Origin of the sequence: Alistipes sp. AF48-12 (assembly GCF_003477565.1) — a bacterium.
Taxonomy (GTDB): domain Bacteria; phylum Bacteroidota; class Bacteroidia; order Bacteroidales; family Rikenellaceae; genus Alistipes_A; species Alistipes_A hominis.
Window position 1 is genome coordinate 194,734 of record NZ_QUDJ01000002.1, and the last position, 20,707, is coordinate 215,440.

8 protein-coding genes and 1 pseudogene are annotated in these 20,707 nt (G+C 52.4%); 7 read left to right on the forward strand and 2 right to left on the reverse strand.

Annotated features, from left to right (window positions below; genetic code table 11):
• Window positions 1–6: 6 nt before the first annotated feature.
• On the reverse strand, window positions 7–1,956 hold the full coding sequence (locus DW082_RS02095) for a RagB/SusD family nutrient uptake outer membrane protein (protein ID WP_118457090.1): 1,950 nt from the start codon (window positions 1,954–1,956) through the stop codon (window positions 7–9).
• Window positions 1,957–1,974: 18 nt separating this feature from the next.
• Entirely contained in the window at window positions 1,975–5,250 is a 3,276-nt protein-coding gene (locus tag DW082_RS02100) for a TonB-dependent receptor (protein WP_259335461.1), read from the reverse strand.
• 420 nt (window positions 5,251–5,670) lie between these two features.
• Here DW082_RS02100 and DW082_RS02105 point away from each other — a divergent pair, with 420 nt between their 5' ends.
• From DW082_RS02105 to DW082_RS02135, 7 genes and pseudogenes are all read left to right on the forward strand, one after another.
• Window positions 5,671–9,684, forward strand: coding sequence for a two-component regulator propeller domain-containing protein (locus DW082_RS02105; protein ID WP_259335471.1), 4,014 nt, complete (start codon window positions 5,671–5,673; stop codon window positions 9,682–9,684).
• Between the two features lie 189 nt (window positions 9,685–9,873).
• Window positions 9,874–11,679: a hypothetical protein gene (locus DW082_RS02110; protein ID WP_259335462.1), complete on the forward strand. Its 1,806-nt coding sequence runs from the start codon at window positions 9,874–9,876 to the stop codon at window positions 11,677–11,679.
• A 38-nt stretch (window positions 11,680–11,717) separates the two neighbouring features.
• A complete protein-coding gene (locus tag DW082_RS02115; protein ID WP_118457094.1) occupies window positions 11,718–13,526 on the forward strand; it encodes a hypothetical protein in 1,809 nt (602 codons plus the stop codon).
• 27 nt (window positions 13,527–13,553) lie between these two features.
• Window positions 13,554–15,374: a hypothetical protein gene (locus DW082_RS02120; protein WP_259335463.1), complete on the forward strand. Its 1,821-nt coding sequence runs from the start codon at window positions 13,554–13,556 to the stop codon at window positions 15,372–15,374.
• Window positions 15,375–15,452: 78 nt separating this feature from the next.
• The gene (locus tag DW082_RS02125) at window positions 15,453–17,123 is read left to right on the forward strand and encodes a hypothetical protein (protein ID WP_259335464.1); all 1,671 of its coding nucleotides are present in this window, start codon (window positions 15,453–15,455) and stop codon (window positions 17,121–17,123) included.
• A 7-nt stretch (window positions 17,124–17,130) separates the two neighbouring features.
• Window positions 17,131–17,376, forward strand: a complete 246-nt coding sequence (locus DW082_RS02130) for a hypothetical protein (RefSeq protein WP_118457095.1) — start codon at window positions 17,131–17,133, stop codon at window positions 17,374–17,376.
• 17 nt (window positions 17,377–17,393) lie between these two features.
• A pseudogene (locus tag DW082_RS02135) lies at window positions 17,394–20,650 on the forward strand (glycosyl hydrolase).
• Window positions 20,651–20,707: the final 57 nt, after the last annotated feature.

Here is a 20,707-nt window from a genome sequence, read left to right on the forward strand (position 1 = left end):
TAAATACTACCATCCGGGATTTTGCCATGCATGTCCGGTCAAAGTTTCCAACCGATTCTGATCGCTCAACGGAATGGGCACCCACAACCACTTATTGGAATAACAACGGCGGGGAGAGTTCCGAATATGCTTACGAGTGTAAGTATACATCGGCTTACCTTCCTTATCATCGCCCAACCATGAAATCTCCATAGCCGTCGGCCACTGATAATCCGACATATCTCCGTCGGGCCTCTGCCAACGACGCATATCGTCCAAACGGGTATCCTCCATCGCCATTTCGACACGGCGTTCATGTTTCAGATACAACAGAGCTTCGTTCTGCGTAAGACTTGTCGGCCAAGCCGGCATCCCCGCGCGGTTTCTGATTTCATTGACCAACGTCATACCTTCCTGGATATGACCGGCATTAATAGCGCATTCGGCAGTATTCAGAATAATTTCGGCCAAACGGAAAATTTTATACTTTACACTACCGCCTGCGTTCTCTCCTTCGGACGGCTTCAAGTATTTATTGAGATAGTAACCGGTACGCGTTCTCTGACGACGACTGCTATGGATACCGGTGTAATCGTCTTCCTTATTCGTCCAGATCGTTTTGGAACGGATGGCATTTCCGACATAATGAACTCCCGAACGACCGTCGATCTCTTCGTTTTTCCAGAAGGCGGTACGAACACACTCATTGTAAACGACCGTTACGTAGAAACGCGGATCCCTGTCCCCATAAGGATTCGAAACCTGATCGAAAATCGTATTTTCAGGATTAAAATTCGGTTTCAAATGCGTATTATCCCGGTAAGGCAACGCCAAATCGACAACCGGATAACTTTCCAAGGCAGTACTGCTGTTGTATTTTACATTTTCATACTGATCGACCAGTTCCTGCGTCGGCGTCAATCCGCACTTATAATATCCCTGGAAACCGATCCCGTTGATAAACCACATATCACCGCGGGCGCCACGGTCTTGCCAAATCGTCTCCTTATCGTTCGGATTCGCATCATAACTCAATGTTGAACAGAAATATTCATGCATTGCCGCCGCAGCGTCGGAACCTTTTTTCCATTTCACCTGCCCTTTGGTAGCGAATACATCGTATTCGGACGGATTCTTGCACGTTTTATAAAGTTCATAGCTGTTCTCACGCAAACTAGCCAACGCTTCCTTATTGATCTGATAGGCCTCTTCCCAAGTCATCGCATCCAGCGCATTCGTCGCGTTCAGCGGGCTGGCGGCATAAAGCGAATAACGGGACTTAAGAGCGCAAGCCAACGCTTTCGTTACCCGGTTCGATTCTCCGCCGGTAGTAATTCTCCAAGGAACTGCCGGTTCCGCCAGCGCCGAATCGCAATCGGCAATGATAGACTCGACCAACTCACGGTAAGTAGATTTAATCGCATATTGTTCAAAATCATCCGTATAAGCAGTGGCAGTCTTTATAAGCGGAGCCATCGAACCGAAATAACGAATCAATTCCGCATAGAAATAAGCCCGCAACAAATAAGCCTCGGCTTTCCAACGGGCGCGGTTCTTCTCTTCGGTAACCGTTGCCGAATCGATATGAGTCAAAAAGATATTGCATTTACGCACGCCTTCATACAGATTGCCCCAACTGATATTACCGCTTCTTAACAACGGATGGTTGCTGGCCGAAGCCACTCCATTATAAGCCTGAGCCGAATATAATCCCGTTTCTACTTCTGCGTCCGCATCCCACGCATCATCCGACATGGCAACCGGAATATTGGTAGTAAAATACCACTGTCCGATTCCTTTGTTTGTAACATAACTTCCACTGTAAATAGCATTCAGGTAAGCCCCGACTCTATCGTTATCCTTCCATATCGTGGACATGTCGATGTAACCAGCCGGAGCCATATCCAAAGCGTCCGAGCACGAACTCAATGCAACGACCGACGCTATAGCTGATAAAAATATATATTTCACTTTCATAATGAGAATTTTAGTAGCTTAGAATGTTACGTTAAATCCAAAGTTGAACGTCTTCACGATAGGATAACCGATCTGGTCCGTTTGTTCGGGGTCTGTCGTACTTGTTCTCAGACGATCCCACGTAACCAGGTTATCACCGCGGAAATACACTCTCAATTTATTAATACCGATTGCACGCAGAGCATTCGACGGCAAAGTATAACCCAATTCGATTGCTTTAAGACGGATAAAAGCACGGTCCATTACGAAGAAATCATTTTGGATCTTCGAGCAGGTTTCTCCGGTAGACAATCTCGGATAAGTGATCTTCTGCCCGGCAGCATAACGTTCGGCGGTCCAAGCGGTTTTGTGATACTTGAAGAAAGTACCCTGATAGATGTTCTCGTTCACACCCTGACCGCTGTAATAGCTCGAATATTTACCTACCCCCTGAAGGAAGACCGTAAAGTCGAACCATTTGTAATTAAGAGAAACGTTGAGACCGTAAGATACGCGCGGCACATTCGTGTAACCGATGGGCACCCGGTCTTTCTCGTCGATAATTCCGTCCCCGTTCTGGTCGATGTACTTGAAATCGCCCAACAGGGGAGCCGTAGAAAGGTTGTAAGTAATACCCTTGTGTTCGACGCCGTTCTCGTCTACATATCCTTCCGTATACTTGTCCAATTCTTCCTGAGTATTGAAATACCCGTTGCCGTTGCTCCAGTCGATCTTGTAACCGAAAGTCTGATTGAGCGACTGTCCGGTCGTACGATACTGGTAATAATAACCGTCCGCATAAGGCACTTCATCCCAGAATTTCACTTTATTGTGGTTATAACTGAAATTACCCTTTACAGAGAGGAACAGATCCTTGTTGAAAGACTTGTTGTAATTAATTTCGAGTTCATAACCCGAGTTATCCACCACGCCGAGGTTCAAGTAAGGCCACTGGGGGACACCCGCAAACTGCGGAGCCATTCCCTGGGTCTTCAGGATCTTCGAACGCTGTTCGATAAAGTAATCGAAAGTAATCGACCAATCGCTCCACAACTGGAGATCGATACCGTAGTTCTGTTTCTTGGAAACCTCCCACTGCAGGTTGTAGTTACCCGGACGATTCTCATTGATCGTACCGTAACCGCCGACGGCAACGCCACCGCTTGCACTATAAGTGTGATTGTCCAAATAAAGGAAACGGTTGTTTCCGATCTTATCGCTACCTACTTTACCGTAAGAAGCTCTCAACTTCAAATTGGTGATGACTTTATTGCCTTTCAGGAAATTTTCATTGGAAACAACCCAACCCACTGCAAAAGAGGGGAAGAAACCGAACCGATTTTTCGGAGAGAACTGCTCGGAACCGTTGTAACCCATATTGGCGTCTAACAGATAACGGTTATCGAAGCCGTAAGTAACGCGGGCAGCCATACCCATCATATTATAAGGCATGTTAAGCGGAGCGCCGTTGGTTTCCCAAAAATCACGCTGTACCAAAATCATGGCGCCTACGTCGTGCTTGCCAAAAGTTCTGCTATAATTCAACGATCCCTGCAGGTTGACCGTATAATTGGTATAACCGCTCTTGCTCAGGCTCAACGTACCGTTCAATTCGCGGTCGGCCGCAAAATAGATCTGGTCGTTATCTTCATCAACCGAAGTTGCGAAAGACATTTCCGTAATGTCGCCGCCCAGAATCGTATTGGCTACGGCATCGAACGAAGCCATACCTTTCAAAGACAAACCTTTGGTGATAAAGGTCATATTCCACTCGCCTCCGATAGACGCATTCAGGTTCGTTCTGGTTTCATCCCGGTAACCTTTACGGTTTACGGATTCGAAAGGCGAACGGTCGGTTTCGACCGGACGGATCACTTTATCCGGAATTACATCGTAGCCCAGAGACGCATCGGGAGTGGTAGGACCTACGGTCATCGGCTTCATACCTACCGTACAGTGGATAAGGTCACGGATCATCCATTTATTGTCTCCGCCGTAAGTCGTAGTACCGGGCATGCCCACTTTTTCAATGTAGCTACCCAAATTCAGGAAAGCCTTGAAGTTCTTCGTGATGTTATAGTCCAAGTTCGAACGGAAGCTGTAACGGGTCATCCTTGCCTGAGGATCGTAGCCGAGCTTGCTTTTCGGTTCCGTATGCAAGTTACCACCCTGATGCAAATAGCTGGCATTTACAAAATATTGCAGCTTTTCGGTACCGCCGCTGATATTGATGTTCACACGACTCTGAGGCGACCATTTTTTGAAAATTTCACGATACCAGTCGTGGTTAGGATACATATAATGCCTTCTGGCCGCTTTCAATGCATAATCCGGATCGTTCGGATCCAGCCCCATCAACGGATTCAACGAACGGGAAATCATCTTTCCGGAATATTCTTCGTTCATACCGTCGTTCCGGTTCGCTTCGTTACGCAAAGTCATAAATTCCCACGAATCAACCCTTTCCGGCTCGCGCGTGAACGCCTGGAAACTCTGGTCGAAAGAGATATCCAACTTAGTCTGTCCTACTTCGCCACGCTTGGTCGTGATCAGGATCACACCGTTCGCGCCACGCACACCGTATACGGCGGTAGCCGCGGCGTCCTTCAGCACGGAAACCGTAGCGACCTCGTTTGCATCCAACGTACGGATATTGTCACGAGGCACACCGTCAATCAGGATCAGCGGTCTCGTACCGTTCGTAGTGGAAGCCCCACGCAGATACAGGTCGGCATCATCGAAACCCGGCTGAGAACCGCCGGACTGCAACGAGGTCAGACCGGCCAGACGTCCGGCCAATGCGTTGGCCAAGTTCGGCGAAGAACTCTGACGGAGTTCCTTGCTGTTAACCGACGACACGGCGGCAACCACGGAAACTTTCTTCTGCGTACCGTAACCGACAACGACTTGCTCTTCGAGCTGCTGAGCATCGCTTTCCATCTTCACGTTGATCGTGGTACGAGTGCCAACTTTCACTTTCACTGTCTTATAGCCCAAATAGTTGAATGTCAACTCGGCTCCTGAGGGAACTTTGATCGTAAACTTACCGTTCACGTCGGTCACCACGCCGTTCGACGGACTCGAAGTAACCGTCACACCGATCAGGGGAGTGCCATCCTGATCCTGAACGGTACCTGAAACAGTCTGAGTTCCAGCCTGCATAGACTCCGAAACTTCAGATAGGCTCCCATTGCCAGAGAAAGCCGCGTATGGAACTGCCGACAACAAAACAACCAGGCTCAGCACCTTCGCACTGACCAGATTGCGTCCTGTTGCCTTCATCCATGTCTTGAAGTAAAGTAATGTTTTGTTCATAGATAAAAATTTAGGTTTAATTTTCTTGTTTTACCAAATTTTCCCCGCGTATTTTTATAGAAAATTCCGATAGCACGAAATTCTACAAATATTAGCTAATAATAGACTCATTTGTTTCAATTTTTTTCAAAACATGTTCATTCTTGTACCCATGCGGGCTATATTCATTTAAATTCTGGTCAAAAGCATAATTCATAAAACCCTTATTAACAACAATATATAAAAGGATAAAATGTTTTTTGAAACAAAAACGAAAAAAATTATCAAAGAATGATTATTTTTGTGCTATCAAGAATATGAAATTGCCGAAACCTTCAACGATGAATTGCAGATACATTTTTATTATTTACGTCCGTTTTTGCTTTTCTAACGTCAAAAACGGATGTAAAAGCCCAACAAAATTTTCATTTTTCACCCCGGATCTCAAACCTTCAGATACGGGATATCTGTCAGGATTCCTTGGGGTATCTCTGGATTGCGACGGCCCGCGGTGTAGACCGGTACAACGGCTATGAATACGCGCAATTATTCCGGGACGAATCGGCTCCCGAAACGTCTATCCAATCCAGCCGGATCAACAGGTTGCATTTGGACAAAACGGGAAATCTATGGATAGCGACATCCAGGGGATTAAGTAAATACGATCTAACCATCGACAAAATAACACCCTATACCATCAGTAACGGACAAGACGAATACTTCGTAACCGATCTCGCCGAAGATTCCACCGGTAATTTATGGATCGCGACTTACAGCAACGGAATTCTCAAAATGAACCGCACGACGGGCATTTTGTCTCCGATGCCCCTTCCGTTCGGCAACCGGGCTTCCCAACGGGCGCATACCCTGTTTATAGACGACTTACAGAATCTATGGATCGGATACTCTACCGGATCGGCGCTCGGCAGATACAACATCGACGACCAGACGGCAGAATTGTACACGCTCCCGGATTATATCGAAATCAACTGCCTGTCCAAATTCGGCGATTCACAGATATGGATAGGAACCGACCAGGGAATACTCGCTTACAGTATCAAAGGAAGGAAACTGACCTCCGTTCCGCCATCCATACGGAAACACCCGGAGCTATCTGCCGCAAAAATAAACAGCATTAAACTGATAGACAAGAATAATTACATCATCACATCAACGCATTATGCATATAAATATTGCATCAGTACAGGCGAAATAGCCGTCATCCCGGTAAAAAGCGAAAAAAACGATCAAAACAACGACATCACCTGTGCATTGAAAGACAAGCAGGGAAATCTATGGCTCGGGACTTTCGAACAGGGCATCGTCAAAGTCAACGCCGCGGAAAATACGTTCAACCATCCGGAAATATCTTCGGTCACACTGAACGGGAAATCGGTAACCGTCGTTTGCGAAGACAAAAGGTTCGGCCGGATCTGGTTCGGCTCCAAATACGACGGACTCTATTGCTATTCGAAAAACGGTTCCGTAAAAAATCTCACAAAGAACAACCATCCTGCATTGGCTTCAATCCGCAACAACTCGATACGGGCCCTGTTTTGCGACTCTCAAAACAGGATATGGATCAGTACGGGACGTAACCTGATCGTGGGACAGCTCAACGCGTCCGGATTTTCGGAAATTACGACGCTGCAAAATTTCGGGCCGATCACGGCGATCGGACAGGATCTGTCGGGCAATATCTGGGCGGGGGGATTCTCCGGACTTTATTTTTTCGGTCAAAATGTGACGGCCGAGCCTTCGCAGGTCGTAAAAAATGTGACGGTCACCACGATCCAACCCTATAAAGCCGATCAGATCGTTTACGCCGCCTACGGGCAAAATGTTTTCACGATCGATCACCGCGATTTCGAACCGGAACCGTTGATCCCGGAGGGTCAGTTCGCCAACATGCACGCGTTGAACGCATGTACCGATATCCGCCGATCCGAAAACGGCTCCCTATGGATCGGAAGCTACAACAAAGGGCTGCTCGAATACGATCCGAAAACACGGAAAATCACAAAGTACACCTACACGGAGGGACTTCCGAGCAACGACATCCTGGCCCTGACCGAAGACGGAAACGGACGTATCTGGCTCGCCACCTCCAACGGGCTGTCACGGTTCGATCCCAAAACGAAACGGTTCCGTAATTTCAACGAAACCGACGGACTGAACAACACCCAGTTTTTCGAACGAGCGATGCTGACCGCATCCGACGGGCTGATCTACATCGGTGGAAATTTGGGAACCGACTGTTTCAATCCGAACGACGTCAAGCAAAACGGATACCATCCATCCGTCGTATTGGAAGACATTAAGATTCAGAACCGGAGCGTCACTCCGGGCGGCAAGCACGCTCCGATCGGCAAAAGCATCGCTTACGAGCGGAAGATCACGTTGAACCACTGGCAAAATTCATTCAGTATCGACTACGCAGGCATCGACTACAATTACTCGGACAAACTTCGTTATGCGTATAAACTGGACGGTCTCGATAAAGACTGGGTAGAGGCGGGAAACAACAAGCGGGCCTCTTATGCGAACGTTCCGCCGGGAGAGTACCGGTTCAAACTCAAAGTGCAGAACGGGGACGGGGAATGGAGTCCGGAAACCGGGATCGATATCCGGATAAAAGCTTCCCCATGGCTGACGGGCTGGGCCTACGCCCTGTATATCCTGCTGGTTCTGGCCTTCATTATTACGGTCACCAAGCTGTATTTCAGGACGAAATACAATAAAAAAGCGCTCGCCCTCTCCGAAAAACAGCGACTCCACGAACAGGAGATCAACCAGCAGAAAATCGACTTTTACGGAAACATCTCCCACGAATTACGGACTCCGCTGACCCTGATCAACGGAAACATCGAACTGCTGGCGCATGGCGCGCTGAACGAAGACAACGAGCATAAACTGATAACGACTCTGTCCTACAACTCCAACCGGCTGCTGCGACTGGTCAACCAATTGCTGGATTTCAGCCGGATGGGTAACGAAACGATCCCGTTGCACGTCATGCAAACGGATATCGTGCCGCTCATCCGGAATGTGGCCGGCTCGTTCCGTTTCAGCGCCCATACCAAAGAGATCGATTATTCGCTGCACCTGACGGAAGACTCCCTGCAAATCTACACGGACGAAGACGTGCTCGAAAAAATACTGACCAACCTCGTTTCGAACGCGGTAAAATACACTCCCCGGCAAGGTCGTATTTCGATCGACTTTCGGAAAATCGACCGGAACACTGCGGTCGACCGGTATCCCGAATTTGACGCCCCCGGTTCCGAATGTCTGGAGTTTCGAGTCGTGAACTCCTGCAAAACAATCGATCCGCAGCAATTGGAACACATCTTCGACCGGTTCAGGCGGTTGGAAAATACGGAAAGTACGGAGGAGATTCCGGGAAGCGGCATCGGCCTCCACTACACCAAAATGCTCGTCTGCCGACAGAAAGGATCGATAAAAGCCGTCTTCTCCGAAACGGAAGGTCTGATTATGAGTTTCGTGATCCCAATCGGTAGAGAGGCGTTCCCGGCCGACGAAATTTTCGAACAGCAGACGCCCGGAAACCTTCCTGAAAATACAAAATCCGACGGAGCGGATTTCGACACGCCCGTCGTTCAAACGCCCTCGCCCCCCAAAGGACGCACGATACTGATCGTGGAGGACGACCCGCAGATTCACACGCTGCTGCACGAAATTCTGCACATCGAATACGATCTACTGCACGCCTATAACGGAACGGAAGGCGTCCAGATGGCCAGGGAACAGATGCCGGAAATGATCATCAGCGACATCCGGATGCCCGAAATGGACGGGATCGCCCTGTGTAAAACCATTAAAAACGATCCGCAACTCAGCCATACCATTTTCATCCTGCTGACGGCCAAGAACCGGATCGAAGAGCGGATCGAAGGATACAACTGCGGCGCCGACGCCTATATTAACAAACCGTTCCGCGCCGACCACCTGATTTCGGTCATCCACAGCCAAACGAACAACAGGGACCGGCTGAAAGCCTATTTCAGCGACAAAGGTCTGCACGCCGAGCAGGAGGAACCTTTCGGGGACAACGACCGGATACCGGGAAACCTGCCGGAGATCGACCAACGTTTCATGGAAAAGTTGCATTCGTTCATCGACAAAAGCATCGAAAATCCGGATATCAACATCAACGTGATCGCCGTCGAATTGGGTTTCAGCCGAACCAGTTTTTACCGCAAAATGAAGAGCCTAACCGGCCTGGCTCCGAACGATTACGTACGGAATTTCAAAATGAAAAAAGCGGCCAAACTGATCCTCGAAGGAAATCTGAGCATCGCCGAAATTTCCGACCAGACCGGATTCGGCACACAGTCCCATTTCTCGACCGCATTCAAAAAATATTTCGGAGTGAGTCCGAAAGACTACAAAGAGAAATGGAAGGAAGAGCACAAACGATCCCATGCGAAATAATTTGCAAATAAAACGCATAAACCGCCGGGAAAGTCTGAAAAATTTGTTTACTTTGTCTTTATTGAGGTATTTGTAGCTCAAAATATACGTAACAGGACGATTTTTGCCTGCAAACGTAGACCGTTTTCAAGCAGAAAATGTTGTGTTTGCAACAAAAACCAAACCGATCGGGTGTCCAAACGACTGATTATGAAAACCTATCTGCTTTGTGTCACGCTATGCGCGGGAATCTGTCTCGCACTTGCCGGCAACACGGCGGCCCAATCCGTAAACAGCGATTTCTGGGCGGCGACCGATGCGCTCGGACGCAAAGTTCGGGAATACGGGGAAACCGGGGAACGCAAAAAAGATAAGTTCGTCGCCATGTTCTACTGGACGTGGCACATCTACGACATGCCCCCGGGCAGCCAGGTCAACAACACGACCGAGATACTCCGCGAACACCCGGAAGCGATCCGCTCGTTCGACGATCCGGCCTGGAATAATCCGGGCCGGTACTACTGGGAGCAACCCCTTTTCGGATACTATAAAACGACCGACCCGTGGGTGTTGCGTAAACACGCCGAGATGCTGGCCGACGCAGGGATCGACGTCGTTTTTTTCGACTGTACGAACCTGACACTGACCTGGAAAGAATCCTACGACGTACTGATGGAGGTATGGTCCGAAGCGCTAAAAGACGGCGTCAAAGCCCCGAAGATCGCATTCATGCTGCCGTTCGGTTCGCCGGAATACGGCGGCCCGCAGTTGCACATGCTCTACGAAGACATCTATAAACCGGGACGGCACCGGGAACTGTGGTTCGTCTGGAAAGGAAAGCCGTGCATCATGGCACGGCCGGAAGACCTCGGCGATACGCCTGAAGACCGTGAAATCGCCGATTTCTTCACCTTCCGTCCCGGACAGCCCGACTATGTGAACGGCCCGCAGCGAAAAGATAACTGGGGATGGCTGGAGCTCTACCCGCAGAACGGATATGCGCCGCTACCGGAAGGAGGTTACGAAGAAGTGCCCGTCGGAGTGGCCCAAAACGCCTGTTTCGCCAGCGGAGGCCGTTTTTGCTCTTTCAACGAGCCGGAAACTTTCGGGCGGAATTTCAGTATGCTGAAAGGATTCGACCCGCGCGTGGACGGCTATCTGTACGGATGGAATTTCCAGGAGCAGTGGAACCGCGCGCTTGAGCTCGACCCGGAACTGGTGTTCGTCACCGGATGGAACGAATACATCGCCGGCCGGGTCGCCGATTGGCCGCCCCACAGGCCTTATTATATGGGATTCCCCGATCAGTACGACTGGAATTGCAGCCGCGATATCGAGCCGAACGCCGGATGGGGCGACAAAGGAGACGTATATTACCTGCAACTGGTCGACAACGTCCGAAAATTCAAAGGAATGTACAGGCAGGAAAAAGCTTCCGCCCCAAAAACGATCCGGATCGGCCGGGCCGACGGATGGGACGACGTGGCTCCCTACTTCGCATCGTACAAAGGCAATACGATGCACCGGCGGCACAAAGGATACGGAGGAAACGTTTATGAAAATAATTCGGGCCGTAACGACATCGTCGGAGCGAAAGTGGCACGCGACGCCGACAACGTCTACTTCTACGTCGAAACCGCCGACAAACTGACCCCGGCGACCGACCGCAACTGGATGATGCTGTTTATCGACGTCGACCGCGACAAAGCGACCGGATGGAACGGATACGATTTCATCGTCAATCGCACGAGTCCGCACGGTAAAAAAGCCGTGATCGAAAAGAACGTCGGCGGACGATGGGAATGGGAAGCCGTCGGCGAGAGCAAGTTCGCCGTCAACGGCAACAAGCTCGAACTGGCTATCGCAAAACAACTGATGAACCTCACGGGCGACGACGTCGATATCGAATTCAAATGGAACGACAACATGCAGGAAAACGGCAACATCATGGACTTCTACGTCAACGGAGACACCGCGCCCGGAGGACGGTTCAACTACGTTTATACCACGAAATAACCCATTCAAAATCTAACCCTAATAAAATCCAACAAACCATGAAAAACCTAACTTGCCTCGGACTTCTTCTCGGAATATGCTGCCTATGGGCGGCCGGCGCGCCGGCGCAAACCGTCAACAGCGACTCGTGGGCGGCGACCGATGCGCTCGGACGCAAGGTGCGCGAATACAAGGAAGCCGGCGACAAGAAAAAAGACAAACTCGTAGCGATGTTCTATTGGACGTGGCATACCGACTTCGTCGCGGACGGAGACGGAAAACCGGTACAGAATATTACCGAAACGCTCCGGAAATACCCTGAAGCGGCTTTCGACTACAACCACCCGGCCTGGAAGCACGGAACCTGTTTCTGGGAACAGCCCCTCTTCGGCTACTACCGGACGACCGATCCGTGGGTGCTGCGCAAACACGCCGAAATGCTGGCCGACGCAGGAGTCGACGTCGTATTTTTCGACTGTACGAACGGTTCCTACACCTGGAAATCGTCCTACGATGCGCTGATGAAAGTCTGGGATCAGGCCCAGAAGGACGGCGTGAACGTGCCGAAAATCGCTTTCATGCTGCCGTTCGCCCCGCTTCCCGCTTCGCAGGTATCCATCCGGCAGTTATACAACGATATTTATAAGCGGAAACGCTACGAAAACCTGTGGTTCGTGTGGCAAGGAAAACCCTGTATCATGGCTTATCCCGAATCATTGTTGGACACTCCCTCGGATCGTGAAATCGCCGAATTTTTCACGTTCCGGCCCGGACAACCCGACTACGTGGACGGCCCGAGCCGCAACGACCAGTGGGGATGGCTCGAAAACTATCCGCAGCACGGTTACGTGAAGGGCCCCGACGGCAAATTCGAACTGGTTACCGTCGGAGTCGCGCAAAACGCTACCGCCGAGAACGGAGGACACGCTTACGCGTTCAACGCGCCCAAAGCCTTCGGCCGCAGTTTTTCGATGCAAAAAGGATTCGACCCGCGCGTGGACGGTTACCTGTACGGATGGAATTTCCAGGAACAGTGGAGCCGCGCTTTCGAACTCGACCCGCAGATCGTATTCGTTACCGGATGGAACGAATTCACTGCCGGGCAACACGAGAACTGGCCGCCCACCAAGCCCCATAAACCGTTCGCATTCCCCGACCAGTACGACTGGAATTGCAGCCGCGACATCGAGCCGAACGCCGGATGGGGCGATAAGGGCGACGTATACTATATGCAACTGATCGACAACGTCCGCAAATTCAAAGGCATGACGCCTCCCGAGAAAGCTTCGGCTCCCAAGACGATCGAGATTGGCAAAGCGGGCGAGTGGGACGACGTGGCGCCCTATTTCGCTTCTTACAAAGGAAATACGATGCACCGGAACCACAAAGGACACGACGACACGCACTATACGAACAACACCGGCCGCAACGACATTGTCGGAGCGAAAGTAGCCCGCGACAAAGACAACCTTTATTTCTACGTCGAAACAGCCGACAAACTGACCCCGGCGACCGACCGCAACTGGATGATGCTGCTGATCGACGCCGACCGCGACAAAGCGACCGGATGGAACGGGTACGACCTGATCGTCAACCGAGTCAGTCCGCACGACGGCCTGGTCGTGATCGAGAAGAACGTCGGGAACCGTTGGGAGTGGGAGAAAGCCGGGGAAAGCCGGTTCGCCGTCAACGGCAACAGTCTCGAATTCGCCGTAACGAAGGCCCTGATGGGACTCTCCGGAAACGGGGTAGACATCGAATTCAAATGGAACGACAACATGCAGGAAAACGGCAATATTATGGACTTCTACGTCAACGGCGACACCGCGCCTGGAGGACGGTTCAACTACGTATATACCGCGAAATAAATCCTTGTCCGCAAAACGCCCGCCCCTATGAAAACCTCAATCGAAATCGGTCTGTCGTTCGGAATGCTCCTGCTGCTGGCAACGGCGGCGGGACAAACCGTCAACAGCGACTCGTGGGCCGCGACCGATGCGCTCGGACGCAAAGTCTGCGAATACGGGGAAGCCGGCGACCGGAAAAAGGATAAGTTCGTCGCCATGTTTTACTGGACATGGCATCAAATGGGAATAGACACGGCTTACCAGGTAAAAAACATCACTGAAATCGTCCGGCGATACCCCGAAGCGATGAAAGACTACAACCATCCGGCTTGGGGAACCTCCAAACCAGGCCTATACTACTGGGAACAGCCTTTGTTGGGTTATTATAAAACGACCGACCCGTGGGTGTTGCGCAAGCATGCCGAGATGCTGGCCGACGCAGGTGTTGATGCGGTATTTTTCGATTGCACGAACGGCAGCCAAACTTGGCGGGAATCGTACGAAGCGCTGATGAAAACCTGGGATCAGGCGCAGAAAGACGGCGTAAAAGTGCCGAAGATCGCTTTCATGCTGCCGTTCGCCCCGGTTCAGCATTCGCTGGTCTCGCTCAGACAACTATACGAAGAAGTCTACGAACCGGAATTTTACAAAAATCTTTGGTTCATGTGGGAAGGCAAGCCCTGCATCATGGCTTATCCGGACAACCTGACCGACTCGCCGAAAGATAAAGCCATCGCCGTTTTTTTTACTTTCCGGCCTCCTCAAGCCGGATATTACACAGACGGGCCTATCGCAACACGATATGACGAATGGTCATGGCTGCAAATCTACCCTCAACACGGTTTTGCAAAAAAGGCTGACGGAACATTCGAACAAATATCCGTCGGAGTCGCACAAAACACCTCTCCTGACAAAAAAGGACGTTGCGGCGCATTTAACGTGAAAGACGCTTACGGGCGGAATTTCAGCGTACTGAAAGGATTCGACCCGCGCGTGGACGGCTATCTGTACGGATGGAATTTCCAGGAGCAGTGGAACCGCGCGCTTGAGCTCGACCCGGAACTGGTGTTCGTCACCGGATGGAACGAATACATCGCCGGTATGCACACACCGGCAGACGGATGGAACGGTTTTCCGTTCTCTTTTGTCGACCAGTACAACTGGAATTGCAGCCGCGACATCGAGCCGAACGCCGGATGGGGCGACAAAGGAGACGTATATTACCTGCAATTGGTCGACAACGTCCGGAAATTCAAAGGGATGACCCCGCCCGAAAAGGCTTCGGCCCCGAAAACGATCAAAATCGGCAAGGCGGACGGATGGGACGACGTGGCCCCTTACTTCGCATCGTACAAAGGCAACACCATGCACCGCGACCACCGGGGCTGTTACGACCGATACTACGTCAACAACACCGGCCGTAACGACATCGTCGGCGCAAAAGTGGCACGCGACGCCGACAACGTCTACTTCTACGTCGAAACCGCCGACAAACTGACCCCGGCGACCGACCGCAACTGGATGATGCTATTTATCGACGTCGACCGCGACAAAGCGACCGGATGGAACGGATACGACCTGATCGTCAACCGCACGAGTCCGCACGGCAAAAAAGCCGTGATCGAAAAGAACGTCGGCGGACGATGGGAATGGAAAGCCGTCGGCGAGAGCAAGTTCGCCGTCAACGGCAACAAGCTCGAACTGGCTATCGCAAAACAACTGATGAACCTCACGGGCGACGACGTCGATATCGAGTTCAAATGGAACGACAACATGCAGGAAAACGGCAACATCATGGACTTCTACATCAACGGAGACACCGCGCCGGGCGGACGGTTCAACTACGTTTATTCCACAAAACCGAAGTAAGCAAAACATTGATAATACAGGATCGACACAGACAAAACAATCACCATCAAAACCTAATTTTAATAAAACTTACAAGTAATGAAATTCTTAACCAAATTTACTGTGGCGCTCGGAACGGTCTGCCTGATCGGCGGAAGCGCCTTTGGACAAACAGTCAACAGCGATTCGTGGGCGGCTACCGACGCGCTCGGACGCAAAGTCCGCGAATACAAGGATGCCGGCGACAAGAAAAAGGACAAGTTCATCGCTATGTTCTACTGGACATGGCATCAAGGCAATGACGACACCACTTATCAGGTGAAGAATATCTCCGAAATCGTCCGCAAATACCCCGAAGCGATGAAGGATTACAACCATCCGGCGTGGGGCGACAAACGTCCGGGCTTTTTCTTCTGGGAACAGCCGTTGCTGGGTTACTACAAAACGACCGACCCCTGGGTATTGCGCAAACACGCCGAAATGCTGGCCGACGCAGGCGTGGACGCCGTATTCTTCGATTGCACGAACGGCAGTCTTACCTGGGAGGATTCGTACGAAGCGTTAATGAAAACCTGGGATCAGGCGCAGAAGGACGGCGTAAACGTGCCGAAGATCGCTTTCATGCTGCCGTTCGGCCCGGCTCCGCACTCGCTGGTATCGCTGCGCCAACTCTACAAAGACGTTTACAAACCGGGGCGTTACGAAAACCTGTGGTTCGTGTGGAAAGGCAAGCCCTGTATCATGGCTTATCCGGACAACCTGACCGATTCGCCCGAAGACCGGGCGATCCGCGATTTTTTCACGTTCCGGCCCGGACAGCCCGACTACGTGGACGGCCCGTTCCCGACGCGCAAAGACCAGTGGAGCTGGCTTGAAATCTATCCGCAGCACGGCTACATAAAAGGGCCCGACGGCGGGTTCGAACAAGTTTCGGTTGGCGTGGCCCAGAACACCTCTCCCGACCGCAAAGGACACTGCGGAGCCTTCAACGTGAAAGACGCTTACGGACGGAATTTCAGCGTACTGAAAGGATTCGACCCGCGCGTGGACGGATATCTGTACGGCTATAACTTCCAAGAACAGTGGAGCCGGGCGTTCGAACTCGACCCGGAACTGGTATTCGTCACCGGATGGAACGAATTCATCGCCGGACAATGGCTACCTGAGCACAGTTGGAACGGCTTCCCGTTCTCGTTCGTCGACCAATACAACTGGAACTGCAGCCGCGATATCGAACCGAACGCCGGATGGGGCGACAAAGGAGACGTATATTACCTGCAACTGGTCGACAACGTGCGTAAATTCAAGGGAATGAACGCTCCTGAAAAAGCTTCGGCCCCCAAGACGGTCAAGATCGGCAAGGCCGACGGATGGGACGACGTGGCTCCCTACTTCGCATCGTACAAAGGCAACACCATGCACCGCGACCACCGCGGACGGTATGACCAGTACTACACCAACAATACCGGCCGCAACGACATCGTCGGAGCGAAAGTGGCACGCGACGCCGACAACGTCTACTTCTACGTCGAAACCGCCGACAAGCTGACCCCGGCGACCGACCGCAACTGGATGATGCTGTTTATCGACGTCGACCGCGACAAAACGACCGGATGGAACGGATACGATTTCATCGTCAATCGCACGAGTCCGCACGGTAAAAAAGCCGTGATCGAAAAGAACGTCGGCGGACGATGGGAATGGGAAGCCGTCGGCGACCGGATGGAACGGATACGATTTCATCGTCAATCGCACGAGTCCGCACGGTAAAAAAGCCGTGATCGAAAAGAACGTCGGCGGACGATGGGAATGGGAAGCCGTCGGCGAGAGCAAGTTCGCCGTCAACGGCAACAAGCTCGAACTGGCTATCGCAAAACAACTGATGAACCTCACGGGCGACGACGTCGATATCGAGTTCAAATGGAACGACAACATGCAGGAAAACGGCAACATCATGGACTTCTACGTCAACGGAGACACCGCGCCCGGAGGACGGTTCAACTATGTTTATACCACGAAATAAATCATCCATAAAATTTTATGAAAAAAAATCTTTTTAAACTTTCCGCCTGCGCTTTGGCAGGAGCCGCGCTGGCCGCCTGTTGCGGAACAGGGGCGTCGGGTCCGCAACACGTTTCCCACGAAGCGCTCGCTTCGGGATTCGTAACCCCGCCCGACTCGATCCAAACCAGCGTTTACTGGTATTGGATTTCGAACAACATTTCGAAAGAAGGCGTTATCAAAGACCTCGAGTCGATGAAAAAAGCCGGAATCAACCGCGCGTTCATCGGCAACATCGGCCAGGACGACGTACCCTACGGCAACGTGAAAATGCTCAGCGAAGAGTGGTGGGACATCCTGCACGCCGCGCTGAAAAAAGCGACCGAGCTGGACATCGAAATCGGAATCTTTAACTCTCCGGGCTGGAGTCAGTCCGGCGGCCCGTGGGTAAAAGCCGACCAGGCGATGCGTTATCTCGCTTCGTCGGAAACGCGCGCCAAAGGCCCGCAAAAGTTTAACGCCAAGCTCGTACAGCCGACCGACTCTTTCCAGGACGTACGCGTCATCGCTTACCCGGTGCCGAAAGACGACCAGCTCACGCTGAACGCGTCGAACGGGACGATCACCTCGACGCCGAAAGTGGCCGACCTGACGAAGATCACCGACGGCGACCAGAAAAGCGGAATCGCCATCCCGAAGGGCGGCGAAATTACGATCGACCTGAAAGCCAACGCTCCGTTTACGGCGCGCAGCCTGACCGTAAAACCCACCGAGCACCCGTTGGGCGCACAAGGCGAGTTGCAAGTTAAAGAAGGCGACAACTACCGCACGCTGTCGAAATTCGACATCAACCGCACGAATACCGCGCTGAACGTCGGATTCGACCAATTCGCACCGGTGGTCGTATCGATCCCGGCCACGACCGGAACCGATTTCCGGGTAATCATCAAAGGCGCCAATGCAGGCAGCGGCTTGGCCGAAGTGGCTCTGGCAGCCGCTCCGCGCGTAGAACGCTTCAGCGAAAAGACGCTGGCGAAGATGCACCCGACTCCGCTGCCGTACTGGAAAGACTATCAGTGGCCGGTACAGCCCGCTGTGGAAGACGCCGCGCTGATGGTAGATCCCGCGAAAGTACAGGACATCTCGCAATACCTGGCTGCCGACGGCACGCTGACATGGGATGTTCCGGAAGGCGAATGGGTAATCCTGCGCATGGGTATGACTCCGACCGGGACGACCAATTCTCCCGCCGCGCCCGAAGCGACCGGTTATGAAACCGACAAAATGAGCCGCGAACACATCGCCAGTCATTTCGATGCTCACATGGGCGAAATCCTACGCCGCATCCCGGCCGAAGACCGCAAGACGTTCAAAGTCGTGGTGCAGGACAGCTACGAAACCGGAGGACAGAACTTCACGGACGGCATGATCGAAGAGTTCAAGACCCGCTACGGTTACGACCCGACCCCCTACTTGCCGGTATACAACGGCATCGTAGTGGGCAGCGAAGAGGCCTCCGACCGTTTCCTGTGGGACGTGCGCCGGATGATCGCCGACAAGGTCGCTTATGATTACGTGGGCGGCCTGCGCGACGTCAGCCATCAACACGGGCTGCATACCTGGCTCGAAAACTACGGTCACTGGGGCTTCCCCGGCGAATTCCTGATGTACGGCGGCCAGTCCGACGAGATCGGCGGCGAGTTCTGGAGCGAAGGCGAACTGGGCGACATCGAAAACCGCGCCGCTTCGTCCTGCGGCCATATCTACGGCAAGACGAAAATCTCGGCCGAATCGAACACCTGCGCCGGCAATTCGTACGCCCGTTACCCGGGCGTGATCAAACAGCGCGGCGACCGTTTCTTCGCCGAAGGCATCAACAACACGCTGCTGCACGTCTACATCACGCAGCCGGACGACCGGCTCCCGGGCGTCAACGCCTGGTTCGGCAACGAATTCAACCGCCACAACACCTGGTTCTCGCAGATCGACAACTACCTCACGTACCTCAAGCGCGCGAACTTCATGCTGCAACAGGGTCTGAACGTAGCCGACGCAGCCTATTTCATCGGCGAAGACGCTCCGAAGATGACCGGTATCGTCGACCCGGCCCTTCCGACCGGCTACCAGTCGATTACATGAACGCCGAAGTGATCGAAAAGTACATGGACGTGAAAGACGGTAAGATCACGTTGCCGCACGGTACGCAATACCGCATCCTGGTGCTGCCGAAACTCGAAACGATGCGTCCGGAACTGCTGGCCAAGATCAAAGAACTGATCGAGAAAGGCGCCGTCGTGATGGGCCCGGCCCCAAGCCGCTCGCCGAGCCTGCAGAATCAGCCGGCCGCCGACCAGCAGGTGAAAGCGATGGCCGCCGAAATCTGGGGCGACGTGGACGGCGTGAACGTCAAATCGCGCAAACTGGGCAAAGGCATGATCCTAAACGGCATGACGATGGAAGAAGCCTTCGCCACGATCGACTGCATCCCCGACCTCAACATTCCGGAAGGCGCGCCGGTACACTACGGACACCGCACGCTGGACAATGCCGAAATTTATTTCGTAAGCAACCAGAGCGACGAAACGATCGTCGTTACGCCGGAATTCCGCGTAACCGGTATGCAGCCCGAACTGTGGGCCCCGACCACCGGCGTGATACGCAAACTGCCCGCTTACGAGCAGAAACAGGGCGCTACGGCCGTTCCGCTCGAAATGGCTCCGTACGAAAGCATGTTCATCGTGTTCAAGGACAAAGCGGGTGCCGCTTCGTCGACCGACGTGGCAGCCAACTTCCCGGTTCCGGCCCAGATCGCCGATCTGAAAGGCCCGTGGACGGTCGATTTCGCCGACAAGGTACGCGGCCCGCAAGAACCGGTCGTATTCGAATCGCTGACCGACTGGTCGACCAACGCCGACGACAAGATCAAATATTACTCCGGTACGGCCACCTATAAGACCAACTTCAAACTGGACAAAGCCCCGACCGACGAGAACATCCTGATCAACCTGAACGACTTCGTGGCCATGGCCCGCGTGAAGGTCAACGGACAGGATGCCGGCGGCGTATGGACGGCTCCGTATGAACTGGACATCACCGACTTTGTCAAAGAAGGCGACAACGAACTGGAAATCGAAGTGGTAAACACTTGGGTGAATCGCCTGATCGGCGACCAAAAACTGCCCGAAGCACAACGCACGACATGGACGCCGTGCAGCCCGTGGACAGCGGATTCCCCGCTGCAAAAGGCAGGTTTGATGGGCCCCGTCGTTATCGAGAGCGTTACCTACGAAAAATAGACGGAACACTGCCGGATAATCGTTTCCGGAATTAAAAACCGGGTCGGACTTCAGTCC